The following is a 14868-nucleotide window of genomic DNA, read 5'->3' on the forward strand; positions in this document are numbered from 1 at the left end:
CGCATGGAGCACCTGCAGGACCTCAATCGCCAGATCGGCCATTCCGCCAACCGGCTTGCCGGTGGCCTGGTGATCGCTGCGCTGATCATCGGATCGTCGATCGCGATGACGGTGGAGGGCGGGCCGACCCTGCTGGGATTGCCGTTCTTCGGTCTGCTGGGTTTCGTCGGCGCCTCGGTCGCCGGCATCTGGCTGCTGTGGTCGATCTTCCGCAGCGGTGGCGGACGTTAGTGACGCGGTATCGGGTTCGGTGGGGGCGGATTCTGGTAGCTTTCGCGCATGGATACCCCGACCGATGCGATCCGTTTCCAGGCCAGGTTGTTGCGACCGGCCAGCCCCAGGAGTGCGACCTGGTCGTTCTTCGTGTTGCCCAAGGACGCCAGCGCGCCGCTGCCCAGCCGCGGCATGACCACGGTGGAGGGACGCCTGGGCGGGCATGCGTTCAAGGCCACACTGGAGCCCGATGGCAGCGGCAGCCATTGGCTCAAGGTGACCCGGGCGATGCGCGAGGCGGCGGGCGTCGGCGTCGGCGACACCGTCGCCGTCGAGGTGTGGCCGGCGCAGAAGCAGCTCGAGGCGAAGGTGCCGCCCGACCTGCGCAAGGCGCTGGCCGCCGATCCGGCGGCGAAGGCGGCCTGGTCGCGGATCACCCTGATCGCGCGGCGCGACTGGGTCCAGTGGATCACCACCGCGAAGAAGGCCGAGACGCGCGAGAAGCGGATCGCCAACGCCTGCTCGATGCTCGCCACCGGCAAGCGCGAGGTCTGCTGCTTCGACCGCTCGGGCATCTACAGCAAGGCCTTCAGCGCACCCGAGGCGGCGGAGTAGGGCCGACGGTCCAGGCGGTGCAGCCGACCGCTGCATGAAGGGATGAAGCGGCGACCGGGTTTCGTGTGACACTCGTCCGCAGTCCCGCACGCGCCGGTTGCATGCTGCCACGCAAAAAGCTCGACATCGGTTGGGCCGATCTGGCCAGTGCGTTGGCGATGAGCCTGCGCCGGGGCGGCGCCGATCGCGCGTCGCGCCTGGAGGCGCTGTGGTCGCCGGAAGGGCGCGCGCTGGCGACGCTGTCGGTGCGCAGCGGCTTCGACCTGGTGCTGCGACAGCTGGCCCTGCCGGCGGGCAGCGAGGTGCTGGTGTCGGCGGTGACCATCCGCGACATGGTTGCGATCATCGAGGCACACGGCCTGCGCGCGGTTCCCGTCGACATCGATCCGGACACCTGTGCCCTGCGCGTCGATCGATTGCGGCAGGCGATCGGCGGCCGTACCCGGGCGCTGCTGGTCGCGCACCTGTTCGGGTCGAGAACGCCGATGGACGCGGTGGCGGCGGTCGCCGATCGCCATGGCCTGTTCCTGTTCGAGGACTGCGCGCAGGCCTTCGCCGCCGACGGCTACACCGGGCATCCGCGAAGCGACGTGACGATGTTCAGCTTCGGCCCGATCAAGACCGCGACCGCGCTGGGAGGCGGGGTGCTGGTGTTTCGCGACCGCGACCGCTGCGAGGACGCACGACGGCGGCAGCGGGCGTACCCGCCGCAGCGGCGCGGCGGCTATGCGCGCCGGGTGCTCAAGTACGGCTTGCTCAAGGCCCTGAGCTGGCGGGCGCCCTACACGGTGTTCGCCACGCTGTGCCGATGGTCGGGAACTTCGCACGACCGGGTGATCGCGAACGCGGTGCGCGGCTTCGGCCCCGGCGCGCTGCTGGTCCAGCTTCGGCGACGACCGGGACCGGCCTTGCTGGGCCTGATGCTCAGGCGCCATCGTCGATACGGCAGCGACGATCTCGCCGATCGTATCGCGGCGGCGACCGCGCTGGCGGCGCGGCTGCCCGCCGACGCGATTCCGGGACGTTGGGCGCAACCGCATTGTCATTGGCTGTTGCCGCTGCAATGCGATGATCCGGACGTGCTGGTGGCGCGGTTGCAGCACGCCGGTTTCGACGCCACCCGCGGCGCGACCAGCCTGCACGCGGTGCCGGCCGGGCGCGATGCCGCCGCCGATGGCGCCGCTCCGATGGCGGCGCAACGGATGATGTCGCGCATGCTCTACCTGCCGGTGGAATCGGCAAGCGGTGCCGAACTGCGGGAGTTGGCACGGATCGTCGGCGACTTTCTCGATCGGCCGCCGCCTGTGCGGGCGGGGCCGTGAGTCCGAACCCGGCGACGGCGACGCGCCGCCGACCGCTACCAGGCGACGCCGCGACCGCAATCGTGGTCGCGGTGGCGGGTCATTCTCCGATCCGCAGCCCGGGGCGTTCGTTGTCCCAGATCATGTTGATGATCCGCCAGCGGCCGTCGGCTTCGCGGTAGAGCTGGATGCTGTTGATGCCGCGGCGCTCGGGCTCGGCGGCGTCGGGCGCGCTGCGTGCCTCGTAGGTGCTCCAGGCGTGGGCGATGTTGCCGAAGATGCGCAGTTCGCGCGCGGTCTCGACCTCGTAGAAGTCCATGCCGGCGAGCAGCCGGTCGGCGTTTTCCCGGTATTCGGCGAGGCCGAAGGCCAGCATCCACGGCACCCCGTCGGCGTCGGCGCCGGTGCGGATCTGTCGACAGTCGGGGTGGAACAACTCGTCCTGGCGACTCCAGTCGCGTGGTCCGGCGGGGCCGGAAATCATCGCGTACATCGCATCCAGTACCGCTCCGATCGCGGTGGCTTGGTCTTGCATCGCTGGCTCCATTGATGGGTGAATGACTGGCAATCCAGGCAAGGTCGGGGCGTGGCGCCGTCCCGCCAGGTCCGGCCCTGCCGCCGCGACCCGACCGGACGGCGTGTCCACCGCTACTGCGGATACTCGACGAAGCAGGCGTCCATGGTGGCTTCGACCGATGCGGCGGCCGCCAGTGCCTTGAGCATCCGCGTGCTTTCGGGGCTTGGCGTCGCGCCACTCTTGAGCGCGCTGGAGACCTGGCCGGTGGCTTTGGCCTCTTCGTCGTTGGCGCGGTCGATCGTCTGTTCGATCTCGTCCCGGGTCTTGGGCGTCAGCGGAATGCCGGCCAGGGCGATGCGAAGGTCGTTGCCGAGCTGCCGCAGCGCCCGCCAGGTCAGCTGTGGAATCCGTTCCCGTGCGACCAGGGCGTCGGCCTTCAGTGTCTTGGCGCCGCCGTCGGCCCAGGAATTCAGGGCCGGGTTGTCGGCGGCGCTGGCGGCGGCATCGGCGCCATGCAACTGCATTGCGGTGGCGATGGCCTCGGCGCGGGATTCGTCGGTCAGCGCCTTCAGGGTCCCGACATCGAACACCGCCGGAGTCAGCGCCTGCTCCAGGCAGGCCGCGCGCGCCTCGGCCTTGCGGAACACGACCTGCTGGTCGGCGAGGCGGTATCGGCCGGTGAACAGTCCCGACAGGGTGGCCACGCCGGCGCCGGTATTCCTCACCCCGACCTTGTCGATCGATATGCCCAGCGCGGCCAGGAAGGTGCCGTAGAAGGTGGCTTCGGAAGCGACGATTTCGGCCCTCTGGCGGGCGTCGGTCTCATCGGCGAGCAGCTTGCGTATGCCCTGGACCCGCGTCAGCGCCTGTTCCGGACTGGTGGCGAGGAACGGGTCCCCGGTGGCCGCCTGGTCGATTTCCTCGGCGCTCCAGGTCGGGGCCACCGGATAGATCGCGCACCCGCCAAGGCAGGTCGACAGGAGCGTCACTGCTACGGACGTCTTCATCTTGCTTCCCCCTGTGGAAGTCGAATTCGCGTCAAGTCCTTGTGTTGCCGTCGATCGGTGCGTTGTCGGGAACCTCCGCTTGTCTGTGCGCTCCAGGGGGCCGGGAGTCGTTGTGCCGTGCCTCGGGCATCCGGGGCGCCGGGCCGGCGGAAGCCGGGGCGGATCGCGCTGGCAATCGTGGCCTCCGGCTCCCTCCTGAGCCAAAGGATCAGGGCCTTCTAAACGGTCCGGTGTGCAGATTCGATGATGGCGGCGACGCCCGGCTCCGGGCCGCCGTGGGCGGGGTGTCCGCGTGCGGTCGGGCCATCGTCGGATGGTAGACCCGGACGCGGGACGGAACCAGGAGGATAGCCAGGGTCGCATGGTCTCGGGCGGTGGCGACCGCGCCGCTCCGCGACGGGCTTGCCCCGCGCCGACCCGCTGGGCAAAGTGCCGGCTCCATTTCGTCACGGAAGCACCGCCTTGGGCAGAGCTTTGCGGATCGCGATCGTCGGCTACGGCACCGGCGGGCAGGCCTCGGCGCTGATGCTGTCGGCCGACGGCCACCAGGTCGAGGTGTTCGAGCGTGCGCCGGTGCTGGGACCGGTCGGTGCGGGCTTCCTGTTGCAGCCGGTCGGGCTGGCGGTGTTGTGGAAGATGGGCCTGCTCGATGCGGTGATCGGGCACGGGGCGGTGGTCTCGCGCTTGTACGGGCAGACCCTGCAGGGGCGCCCGGTCATGGACATGCGCTATCGCGAACTCGACCCTCGCCTGTGCGGGCTCGGTCTGCAGCGCGGCGCGTTGTTCGGCCTGCTCGACGCGGCCTGGCAACAGGGCCGGCGCATCCACCGCGGCTGCGAAGTGGTCGCGGTCGATGTCGAGGCCGGCACGCTGACCGATGCGCAGGGCCGGCGCCATGCCGGCTACGACCTGATCGTGGTCGCCGATGGCGCGGCTTCGGCCCTGCGCGGACAGGTAGTGCCGGCGCGACTGGATCGGCCGTATCCGTGGGGCGCGCAGTGGTGCCTGGTCGAGCAGGGCGACTGGCCGTGGATCGACGAACTGCAGCAACGCTACGTCGCCGCGCGGCGGATGGTCGGCATGCTGCCGGTCGGCACCCGTCCCGGCGACCCGGTGCCGCGCCTGAGTTTCTTCTGGAGCCTGCCGGTCGCGGCGCTGGATCGCGGCGTCGGGGACCCGCAGCGCTGGCGCGACGATGTCGCCACGGTCTGGCCGGAGGCCGCCGAGCGCCTGCGCGCGACCGAGGTGCCGACGGGCCTGGCCGTCGCCCGCTATCGCGACGCCGTGCATCGGGACTGGTCGCGCGGACGCGCGGTCCTGCTTGGCGATGCCGCGCATGCGATGAGCCCACAGCTGGGGCAGGGCGTCAACATGGCCTTGCTCGACGCGCGCGCACTGCGCGAAGCGTTGCGTGGCGACGGCTCGGTCGCCGATGCGCTGGCCCGCTATCAGCGGCAACGACGCCGGCACGTGGGCATCTATCACTTCTGGAGCCGCTGGCTGACCCCGTTGTTCCAGTCCGGACACGACGTCGCCGCGTGGTGGCGCGACCGTCTGTTCCATCCGTTGTCGCGCGTGCCCGGCGGGCGCGGGCAGATGCTGCGGGTCCTGACCGGCACGCGCAACGGCTGGATGGGGCGGATGGCGCTGGAGGATGCGTTCGTCGAGGCGCTGGCGACGTTGACCTCCGATTCGCAGGACAGCGTGCCACGGTCGGTGGCGCAGATCGATTGAACGCTTGCGATCGGGTCGTCATTGTCGCGGCGACGCGCTTTCCGCGATCTGCCTCATCGGCTAGTCTGCGGCGACGGTTTTCATCGGAGTCGGGGATGCGGGGCAGGGGGATCAGATCGCTGGCGCTCGTGGTATTGGGCGGCGTCGCGATGATCGTGCAGGCGGGAGAACCGGCCACGGCCGGCAAGGACGCGGTGCTCGATCATGTGCTGCCGCCGGATACCGGCATCCCGGGGCGAAGCGTCGCCGAGCTGACCGCCGACTGGTGGCGCTGGGTGCGGGCGCAGCCGTTCAGCCCCTACCTCGATCCGGACGGACGCCTGTGCGACCTCGGGCAGGAGGGGCCGGTGTGGTTCCTGGCCGGCACCGACGGCAGTTTCAATGCACGTCGCGAGTGCAACGTGCCGACGGGCAAGTACCTGTTGCTGCCGGTGATCAACATGCTGCACCGGAACGTGCAGCCCGTCGGCGAGCCGGATACCTACAGTTGCCCCGAACTGGTGGCCGGGGCGGCGGTCAACAACGATCATCTCAACAGCGCGGTGGTGCTGATCGATGGCGTCCCGGTCCCCGAAGTCGCCCGCTACCGGGTGCGCACCGCGGAGTGTTTCGACATCGACGCCGACATCGGCGAGCACAGGGCGGCGGACGGCAATGGGCGCATGGCCGCCGCCGACGGCTACTGGCTGTTGATCGAACCGCTGCCGCCGGGCCGTCATACGATCCATGTCGGCGCCAACTACGGCGCCTCTGACCGTGGCTATGGCGCGATGGTGCAGAACTTCGAGTACGTGCTGGATGTCGGCGGATGGGTCAATACCGCGATGTTGGCGCCGCCGGGTTCGGGCATCGGTGCGGGGCGCGTGGCCTCCAAGCGTCCATGAGCGCGGAGACGGTCGCGACGCAGGGTGTGGGTAAGTGTCCCGCCGCGTCCATCCGCACGCAAAAGTCCGATCGCAAGCCGGGGCTTCCCGCCTGAACACCTCCAAGCCTCCACGCTACGAAGTCATCGATGCGCTCCGGGGCTTTGCCCTGGCCGGCGTCGCCCTGGTCAACCTGCGCTGGCTGTCGCTGTACGAGATGATGCCCAAGGCGACGCGGGAGGCCCTGCCCAGCGCCGGCTTCGACGCCGCCGCCATCTCGGCGATGTCGGTGTTGGCCGACGGCAAGTTCATCACCGTGTTTTCGCTGCTGTTCGGGCTGGGATTCGCGTTGCAGCTCGATCGCGACGAGGGCGCCGCGGGCGTGCACCGCTACCTGCGGCGGATGCTGGGCCTGGCCCTGATCGGTCTGCTGCACGGTTACTTCATCTGGTGGGGCGACATCCTGCTGACCTATGCGGTGGTCGGGGTGGTATTGCTGCCGCTGCGGCACCTGCCCGATCGCGCCTTGCTGGCGATCGCACTGGCGGTCGCGGTGTTGCCACCGTTGATATCCGCTCCGGTGCGCGCGTGGTTGCCTCCGATACCCGCCGGCAAGGAGGTTTTCGCCCAGGCCTTGCAGGCGTTCTCGATGCCCTCGTGGCGCGAGTTCCTGCACGGCAACATCGCGGTCGCCAACTGGGCGCGGATGGCGAACTGGGCCTTGGTGTGCTTCGTGCTGTCGCGTTTCCTGCTGGGCTACTGGGCGGGACGCAAGGGGCTGCTGCAGGATCCGTGGCGGCATCGCGCACTGCTGGGCGGGTTGTGCGTCGGCGGCGTGGTGCTGGGGCTGGTCTTGATGGGGCTGGCGGAAGTGCAGGCATCGTGGCGGGCATCGCATCCTGATCTGGACACGCGCGCGGTGAAGCTGACACTGCGGATGTTGGCGAGGCTGGAACCGATCGCATTGGGTGTGGCCTACGCCGCGGCCTTCGTACTGGCGTTCTCGCATCCGCGCATGCGGCGTTGGCTGTCCCCCTTCGCGGCGGTCGGGCGCATGGCGTTGACCCACTATCTGCTGCAGAGCGTGGTCGGGGTGGCGCTGTTCTACGCGATCGGTCTGGACCTGGGCGGCGAACGCGGGCTGGCACCGGTGCTGCTGGCCTGGGCATTGCTGTTCGCGGTCCAGGTACGGGTGAGCCACTGGTGGCTGTCACGCTTCCAGTACGGACCGGTGGAATGGCTGTGGCGCTGGACGACCCGGGGAGCGCGCCCGCCGTTCCGGCGCCTGTCGCCGGAGCCGGCGGCCGCGTGAGTCGGTATTCGGCGGCATATCAGCCGGCAGTATCGGTTGCTGCCTGCTGCCGGAACCGCTCGGCCAGGAACTCGACGACGGCGCGCACGCCGGGCAGTTGGCCGCGCCGGTGCGGCATCACCAGGGTCGTGGTCACGGTGCCGGCGCGCCATTGCGGAAGCACCCGCACCAGACGTTCGGACGCCAACAGCGCATGGCACATCTGTTCGGGCAGGCAGGTGACGCCCATGCCGCTGGCGGCGGCCTGCAGCAGTACGCTGGACTCGTTGGCGACCATCGCGGCGCTTGGGGCGACCTGGATGCGCGCACCGTGGGTGTCGGTCAGCGTCCACGTGGCCGCCGACGCCGCGGTCAGCAGCGCGTCGTGGTGCTCCAGTCCGGCCGGCGAACCCGGCTCGCCGCGTCGGGCGAGGTAGTCCGGCGACGCCACCAGGACGATGGGCTCGACCTGCAATTGCCGTTGCACCAGTCCGGAATCGGGCAGTGGTGCGAAGTGACTGCGCACGGCGATGTCGAAGCCCTCCTGCTGCACGTCGACGAAGCGGTCGGTCACCTCCAGTTGCAGCAGCAGTTTCGGGTGGCGCTGCGCCAGTCGCGGCAGGGCCTCGGCCAGGTGCAGTTGGGCGACCGGGATCGAGGCGGTGATCCGCACGGTGCCGCTGGGCTCGGCCTGGCGGCGGCGGACCACGGCCTCGGCGGCCTCGGCTTCGATCAGCGCGGCGCGGGCGTGCTCGTAGAAGTCGCGGCCCAGCTCGGTCAGGGTGAAGCTGCGCGAGGTTCGGTGGATCAGACGGACCGACAGCGCCTCCTCGAGCGCGGCCACGCGCTTGCTGATCGTGGACTTGGGCAGGCCCAGCCGGCGTGACGCCGCGGCGAAGCCGCCTTGTTCCACTGCGGCGGCGAAGAAGCCGAGATCATTGAGATTGATGCCCATAGAAGTCTCTATACGTAGACGATAAGTCCAATTTATCCCGTCTACTCGCCCAAGGTCCACGAATCTATCTTGTCGAGCACGGGCCAGCGACCGCCGGCCTGAAACCCGACCCAAGGAGTTCGTGATGTCCCCGATCCTGTTCTATGGCGTTCCCTCCGGCTGCTCGTTCGGCTCCGTCGTCGCCCTGGAGTGGCTGGGCGCGCCCTACCGGCTCAGCCGCATCGAGATGCCCGAAGTGGTGACCGGCGACGCCTACCGCCGGCTCAATCCGGTCGCCGAGACACCGACCCTGCTCACCGCGGACGGCGCGCTGATCAGCGAGAGCATGGCCATCCTCAACCACATCGGCGCGCGTGGCATCGACCGCGGGCTGGGGTTCGCGCAGGGCACGCCGGAGTTCGACCGGCTCAACCAGATGCTGGCCTTCCTCAACACTTCGTTCTTCGGCGCCTACGCGCCGCTGTGGTACGCGCTGGAACATGCCGGTGAGGGCGAGGGCAGGCGGGTGCTGGGCGAGTATGGGCGGGCCCAGGTGCGCAAGGCGCACGAGGACCTGTCGGCGATGCTTGGCGACCAGCCCTGGTTGCTTGGCGCGCAACGCACCCTGGCCGATGCCTACTTCATCGGCATCGCCCGCTGGAACGAGTACCACCAGGCGGTCGACCGTCGCGACTATCCGAATCTGCAGCGGCTGTTCGACACGCTGGAAGCCGATCCGGCGGTGATCTTCGCCCACGCGATCGAAGCGCAGCGGACCGCGGTGAGCGCGGGTGGATTCGCCGGCGAGGTCGCCTTCGACCAGGTGCTGGCCGATCCCCGTCTGGCCGCCTGAGCCGGCGCGGCGGGTGCCCAGCGGGTGCCTGCCCGCGGTCATGCTGCAGCGCAGCTTGCCCCATCGGCCGATACCGTCGCCGCAGCCGACGTGGCCCACTGGCGCGGTCCGGGGTCAAGGGAGCCGACGATGTCGATCGCAGTGTCCGGTTTTGGGGGAGGGCGCGGCTACCGCGCCCATCGTGGATGGACTGCGCCGCTGCTGTTGCTGGCGATGGCGGCCGCGTCGCCGGCAATGGCGCAGACCGAGGTCGGCGGTTTCGGCAGCAACCCGGGCAACCTGCGCATGTTCAAGCATGTGCCGGCCGGATTGCCGGCGGGGGCGCCGCTGGTGGTCGCCCTGCATGGCTGCTCGCAGAGCGCCGCCAGCTACGACGCCGAAACCGGTTGGCAGATGCTGGCCGAGCGGTGGCGGTTCGCGTTGGTGCTGCCGCAGCAGCAGAGCAGCAACAATTCCAGCGGCTGCTTCAACTGGTTCGTTTCCGGCGATACCGCACGCGGGCAGGGCGAGGCGTTGTCGATCAAGCAGATGGTCGACCGCATGATCGCCGATCATGCGATCGAGCCGTCGCGGGTCTACGTCACCGGGCTGTCGGCCGGCGGCGCGATGACCGCGACCCTGCTGGCGACCTATCCGGACGTGTTCGCCGGGGGCGCGATCCTGTCGGGACTGCCGCACCGCTGCGCGACCTCGCAGAGCGCGGCCTTCAGCTGCATGAACCCCGGCAGCGACCTCGGCCCGACGCAATGGGGCGACAAGGTCCGTGCCGCCCATCCGTCGTGGAGCGGCCCGTGGCCGGTCGTTTCGATCTGGCATGGCGACGCCGACTACGTCGTGCGGCCGATGAACCTGACCGAGAGCATGCAGCAGTGGACCGATGTCCACGGCATCGACCAGGTCGCCGACGTGTCCGACAGCGTCGCCGGCTATCCGCACAAGGTCTACAAGGACGCGTCCGGACAGCCGCGGGTGGAGACCTACACGATCACCGGCATGGGTCACGGCACCCCGGTCGATCCGGGCAGCGGCGAGACCCAGTGCGGCAGTGCCGGTGCCTACATCCTCGACGCGAACATCTGCTCCAGCTATTACATCGGCCGCTTCTGGGGGCTGGACAACCTCGACGGCGTCGCTCCGGAGGTGACGCTGACCGCGCCGGACGATGGCGCCATCGTCGAGGGCGATGTGACCGTCAGTGCGAGCGCCAGCGACGACGTCGGTGTCGAACGGGTCGAGTTCCTGCTCGACGGCGCGTTGTTGGGCAGCGATGCGACCGCGCCGTATTCGATGGTCTGGGACAGCACCACCGCCGCCAGCGGCGAGCATCAGCTGCAGGCGCGGGCGCTGGATCTGGCCGGCAATGTCGGCACCTCGGCGGCGGTCGTCGTCACTGTCGAAGGAGGCTCCGGCGGTGGCGCGCCGGTCACGGTGAGCTTCGACAACGAGGATGCCAACGACGGTTACGTCAAGGCCGGCAGCGGCGGCAGCGCGCCGGCGGTGGGCACGCTGGAAGCCTACTACGGGCTGGCGATCGGGCGCGGCACCGATGGCAAGTTCAACCGCGCGCTGCTGTCCTTCGACACCTCGGCGATTCCCGATGGCGCCACCATCACCTCGGCGACGCTGGTCGTGGCCTACGGCAGCGCCTATGGCGATCCCTGGGCGGATCCGGCCGGCAACAGACTGGTGATCGACGTGCACCCGGACTGCATCGGCGCCTGCACGATCGAGGCCGCCGACTGGGGGCAGGCCATCGCCGCCGGTGACGTCGCCGAGCTGCCGGCCTTCAGCGGCGGCAACCAGGCCAGCACCCTGTTTTCCGCGGCCGGGCTGGCGGCGATCGACAAGGGCGGCCGGACCCAGTTGCGGCTGCGTTTCGACAGCGACCAGAGCGCGACCCGGTACCTGTGGATCGGACATGGCGCGAGCGCCAGGCTGACGGTGACCTACACGCCCTGAACGCTCGCGCCAGGCGCGCGCCGTCCGGAGGGGGGCTCCGGACGGTATCGGATGTGGGCGAGGGCGGATGGAGCCCGACTACTTCGTCAACTCCAGCACCGGCGCAAAGCCGCCATAGATCAGGCGTTTGCCATCGAAGGGCATCGGGTTCTTGGCCGGGTCCATGCGCGGGTCGTCGCTGTTCAACATCTTCTTCATGCCGGCATCGCGGGTCGCCTTGTCCGGCCATTCGATCCACGAGAACACCACGGTCTCGTCGTCCTGGGCCTTCACCGCGCGGCGGAAGTCGGTGTGCTCGCCATCGGGCACATCGTCGCCCCAGCATTCCAGAACGCGCAGCGCGCCGCACTCGATGAAGAACGAGTCGCCATTGCGGGCATGCTCGATGAACCTGGCCTTGTTGGCGGTGGGTACGGCAATGATGAATCCGTCGACGTAGGACATGATGACCTCCACGGTGGGGCGGAACACGGAATGTGCGCCTTCGGGGAGATGACGAACGTGAAGGGTGCGGATCGACATCGTCATGTGCCCGCGTTTGCATCGCCGTGCGGTCGGGCGCGGGAGTCATGACCAATGGCGGATGGGCCCGGCGGCGACTTGTCGGACCATCGCTGCCGACAGGGCGGCTCGTGCCCGCGCAGGGGTGAACGCATGCGGCCGTTCGACTGCCCGGAAGCTCGCGCTGGCGGTGCGGATACACCGGACCGCGGCATGGGCGCCCAATCTGCAGGCGTGCGGATCGTCGGCGCGAAGGCCGCGTCGGCGTGAGACACGTGTCCAGGCGCAGTTCAACACGACCAGGATGATCCGCTCCGGCCATGAAGAAGACCGACTCCACCGTTCCCCGGTTCCTCGGCGCCGCCGCGCTGGCCGGTGTCCTGCTGTTCGCGGCCATCGGCATCGCGGCGCAGTTCCTGCGCCCGGATCTGGACTGGTTGCAGACGCCGCTGAGTTTCTACCTGCTCGATCCCCACGGTCTGTGGGTGCGGGCGGGCTACTTCGCGCTGGCGCTGGCCTTGATCGCGCTGGGCGGCGGCTGGTACCTGGAGCTGTCGCCGCAGGCGCGTAGCGCGGCACCGCTGCTGCTGTTCGTCTGTGCCGGTCTGGCGTTGGCGGTGACCGCGGTGGCGGAAACCGGGTGCCGAGGGCAGCCGGTGACCCTGGAAACGCTGGTGCATGGCCTTGCGGCGCAGACCGCGTTCCTGTGCGTGACGACCGCGATGCTGTTGCAAGCCTGGCGTCTGCGCGCCGATCCGCGCTGGCGGCAGCGCTTCGCGATCGCGTTTGCGGTGGCGGTGGCGGCGTTCGTCGGGCTGTGGGTGCACGCGTTGTGGCGGGAGGCGCCGCGCGGTCTGAGCCAGAAGCTGGAGATCGGCCTGATCCTGCTGTGGCTGGGATCGGCCGCGAACCGGCTGCGAAAAGGGGCGAGCCGGGCGGCTCAGGGCGCACCCGCACTGTCGCAGGCATAGCCCGGCGGATGTCGGCGGTGAGCGGGTCGGACTGCATTGCAACGGCTCCGCGTCGCGCTCTCACAACCACGCTTTCACAGCCGCGCTTTTACAACCCGCCTTTCACAACCCGCCTTTCACAACACCCCTTTCACAACACCCCTTTCACAACACCCCTTTCACAACACCCCTTTCACAACAGCCCTTTCACAACAGCCCTTTCACAACAGCCCTTTCACAACCAGGCCATGCAAGCGTTCCTGGTGTCGACGGGCAACCCGGCCCGGAATCCAGGAGACCCCCCGATGCCCCGCATTTACCGTGGCCAGGCCCAGATGGAAGCGCTGGACACCTATTTCGTCGACGCCGTCCAGCTTGCGCGAAACGCGGTGCAGTGGTTGCAGCCGCGCAACCGCAATGCCTTGCTCGACCCGGCCAGCATCGAAGCCGGCCAAGCCCGAGTGGCGCTGACGACCTTCTTCGGCGTCCAGTTCGGCGCCGGCCCGGTCCCGGCATTGAGCCAGGACGACACCACCTTCCTGAACACGCTGCAGACGGTGTATGCGGCGATGGCGACGGCGCTGAACACCTGGACGGTCTATATCGAATACGCGGACCGGGAGGACCACGATGCCCAGGACTACGCGTCGGCGCGGCCGCCGGTGGTGTTCCCGGGCCCCGATGGCGAGGTCGATCCGGCCGATCCCAAGAGCTTCCGGGCGACCTGGCGCGATGTGCGCAACAACATGAACCGCGGTACCCGCAGCTACATCTTCGAGCACAACGGCATGCCGGTGGTCGCGTCGCCGGCGCGCGACCTGGCGTTCCGGATCGAGCTCAACATCCGCTTCCGCGAGGCCGATGCCCAGCTGAAGCAGGAAACCATCCTGCACGAGATGTCGCACGTCCTGGCCGACACCAACGACTACGACAACGTGTACGCGGACACGATCGTGCAGGCGCGCCAGATCTGCGCCGCCCGAGGCGCCGACCTGGCGCGCGATCTTGCCGATTGCTGGGGATTCTTCCCGTTCGATCTGCCGGGTCGCTGACGGTCCGATGCGATAGCCGCCTCCCGGCCGGGGGACCGATGTTGCCCGGCCAGGGGGCGATGGCGTGCGCGGAAGCGGGGAGGCCCGATGCTAGAGTGTCGCGTCCCCACCGGCATCCCAGGAGCCCGCGACATGAGCAGCGCCACCGCCTTCTATCCGATCGGTACCCCCGGCGTTCCCTGGGGCGAGGCCGAGAAGGCCGAATGGCTGGCGCGGCAGGTACGCCATCGCAGCTATGCCGAGGACGTGCTGGCCCGGGTCGATGCGCTGCGCCAGCGCTTCGACGTCGAGCAGTACGGTCAGCTCGACTACGCGGGCGAGCGCTACCCCTTGTACGCGATCCGCAACCGCGGTTGGCGCGATGGGTTGCCGACGGTGCTGGTCACCGGCGGCGTGCACGGCTACGAGACCAGCGGCGTGCATGGCGCGCTGCAGTTCGTCGAACGGCACGGCGGCGACTACGAAGGCCGCGCCAACCTGCTGGCCGTGCCCTGCGTCAGCCCGTGGGCCTACGAGCGCATCCATCGCTGGAACATGCACGCGATCGATCCCAACCGTTCGTTCCGCGAGAACAGCCCGGCCGGCGAATCCGCCGCGCTGTTGCAGCTGGTGGCGCCGCTGCGCGGACGATTCGTCCTTCACATCGATCTGCACGAGACCACCGACAGCGACGAGAGCGAGTTCCGTCCGGCGTTGGCCGCGCGCGACGGCAAGCCGTTCGAGCCGGGCGAGATTCCGGACGGTTTCTACCTGGTCGACGATAGCGAGAACCCGCAGCCGGCGTTCCAGCAGGCGGTGATCGCGGCGGTCGAGCCGGTCACCCATATCGCGCCGGCCGACGCCAATGGCCAGATCATCGGTTCGGAAGTGGTCGCGCCGGGGGTGATCCGCTACCCGTTGCAGGCGCTGGGTCTGTGCGCCGGCATCACCGGGGCCCGCTACACCACCACCACCGAGGTCTATCCCGACAGCCCGCGGGCGACCCCGCAGCAGTGCAACGACGCCCAGGTCGCGGCGGTGCGTGCGGCGATCGGCTTCGCGCTCGAACACCCGGCGGGCTAGGGACCCGCGCCGCCGC

General features: G+C 69.4%; 14 protein-coding genes and 1 pseudogene. 11 read left to right on the forward strand and 4 right to left on the reverse strand.

What is annotated here, in order from left to right; all coding sequences use genetic code 11:
* The 3 genes and pseudogenes from FKV24_RS19145 to FKV24_RS03485 form a co-directional block, all read left to right on the forward strand.
* A pseudogene (locus tag FKV24_RS19145) lies at window positions 1–231 on the forward strand (ubiquinone biosynthesis protein UbiB); the annotation flags it as partial.
* A 48-nt stretch (window positions 232–279) separates the two neighbouring features.
* Window positions 280–828: a YdeI/OmpD-associated family protein gene (locus FKV24_RS03480; protein WP_141481277.1), complete on the forward strand. Its 549-nt coding sequence runs from the start codon at window positions 280–282 to the stop codon at window positions 826–828.
* Window positions 829–929: 101 nt separating this feature from the next.
* Window positions 930–2150 carry a DegT/DnrJ/EryC1/StrS family aminotransferase gene (locus FKV24_RS03485; protein WP_111266627.1) on the forward strand — a complete coding sequence of 407 codons (1221 nt, stop codon included), beginning with the start codon at window positions 930–932 and terminating at the stop codon, window positions 2148–2150.
* A gap of 79 nt (window positions 2151–2229) precedes the next feature.
* Here the strand turns inward: FKV24_RS03485 and FKV24_RS03490 are convergent, their stop codons facing one another.
* Window positions 2230–2664, reverse strand: coding sequence for a nuclear transport factor 2 family protein (locus tag FKV24_RS03490; protein WP_141481278.1), 435 nt, complete (start codon window positions 2662–2664; stop codon window positions 2230–2232).
* Between the two features lie 113 nt (window positions 2665–2777).
* Window positions 2778–3653, reverse strand: a complete 876-nt coding sequence (locus FKV24_RS03495; protein ID WP_141481280.1) for a hypothetical protein — start codon at window positions 3651–3653, stop codon at window positions 2778–2780.
* A gap of 462 nt (window positions 3654–4115) precedes the next feature.
* Here FKV24_RS03495 and FKV24_RS03500 point away from each other — a divergent pair, with 462 nt between their 5' ends.
* From FKV24_RS03500 to FKV24_RS03510, 3 genes are all read left to right on the forward strand, one after another.
* On the forward strand, window positions 4116–5387 hold the full coding sequence (locus tag FKV24_RS03500) for an FAD-dependent oxidoreductase (protein WP_141481282.1): 1272 nt from the start codon (window positions 4116–4118) through the stop codon (window positions 5385–5387).
* A gap of 95 nt (window positions 5388–5482) precedes the next feature.
* Window positions 5483–6271: a hypothetical protein gene (locus FKV24_RS03505; protein WP_141481284.1), complete on the forward strand. Its 789-nt coding sequence runs from the start codon at window positions 5483–5485 to the stop codon at window positions 6269–6271.
* A 34-nt stretch (window positions 6272–6305) separates the two neighbouring features.
* The gene (locus tag FKV24_RS03510) at window positions 6306–7562 is read left to right on the forward strand and encodes a DUF418 domain-containing protein (RefSeq protein WP_141481285.1); all 1257 of its coding nucleotides are present in this window, start codon (window positions 6306–6308) and stop codon (window positions 7560–7562) included.
* Between the two features lie 19 nt (window positions 7563–7581).
* Here the strand turns inward: FKV24_RS03510 and FKV24_RS03515 are convergent, their stop codons facing one another.
* Entirely contained in the window at window positions 7582–8496 is a 915-nt protein-coding gene (locus FKV24_RS03515) for a LysR substrate-binding domain-containing protein (protein WP_141481287.1), read from the reverse strand.
* Window positions 8497–8620: 124 nt separating this feature from the next.
* On the opposite strand from FKV24_RS03515, the gene FKV24_RS03520 reads away from it, so the two are divergent.
* On the forward strand, window positions 8621–9328 hold the full coding sequence (locus FKV24_RS03520) for a glutathione S-transferase family protein (protein WP_141481288.1): 708 nt from the start codon (window positions 8621–8623) through the stop codon (window positions 9326–9328).
* A 129-nt stretch (window positions 9329–9457) separates the two neighbouring features.
* Entirely contained in the window at window positions 9458–11287 is a 1830-nt protein-coding gene (locus tag FKV24_RS03525) for an extracellular catalytic domain type 1 short-chain-length polyhydroxyalkanoate depolymerase (RefSeq protein WP_211371767.1), read from the forward strand.
* A 78-nt stretch (window positions 11288–11365) separates the two neighbouring features.
* Here FKV24_RS03525 and FKV24_RS03530 read toward each other — a convergent pair whose 3' ends face one another.
* The gene (locus tag FKV24_RS03530; RefSeq protein WP_141481290.1) at window positions 11366–11731 is read right to left on the reverse strand and encodes a DUF1428 domain-containing protein; all 366 of its coding nucleotides are present in this window, start codon (window positions 11729–11731) and stop codon (window positions 11366–11368) included.
* Window positions 11732–12108: 377 nt separating this feature from the next.
* On the opposite strand from FKV24_RS03530, the gene FKV24_RS03535 reads away from it, so the two are divergent.
* The 3 genes from FKV24_RS03535 to FKV24_RS03545 all read left to right on the forward strand — a co-directional run bounded on the left by FKV24_RS03535 (window position 12109) and on the right by FKV24_RS03545 (window position 14852).
* On the forward strand, window positions 12109–12759 hold the full coding sequence (locus FKV24_RS03535) for a DUF998 domain-containing protein (RefSeq protein WP_141481292.1): 651 nt from the start codon (window positions 12109–12111) through the stop codon (window positions 12757–12759).
* A gap of 284 nt (window positions 12760–13043) precedes the next feature.
* Window positions 13044–13790, forward strand: a complete 747-nt coding sequence (locus tag FKV24_RS03540) for a hypothetical protein (RefSeq protein WP_141481294.1) — start codon at window positions 13044–13046, stop codon at window positions 13788–13790.
* A gap of 132 nt (window positions 13791–13922) precedes the next feature.
* Entirely contained in the window at window positions 13923–14852 is a 930-nt protein-coding gene (locus FKV24_RS03545; RefSeq protein WP_141481296.1) for a M14 family metallopeptidase, read from the forward strand.
* Window positions 14853–14868 lie beyond the last annotated feature (16 nt).

Source organism: Marilutibacter maris (assembly GCF_006546735.2).
Taxonomy (GTDB): Bacteria; Pseudomonadota; Gammaproteobacteria; order Xanthomonadales; family Xanthomonadaceae; genus Marilutibacter; species Marilutibacter maris.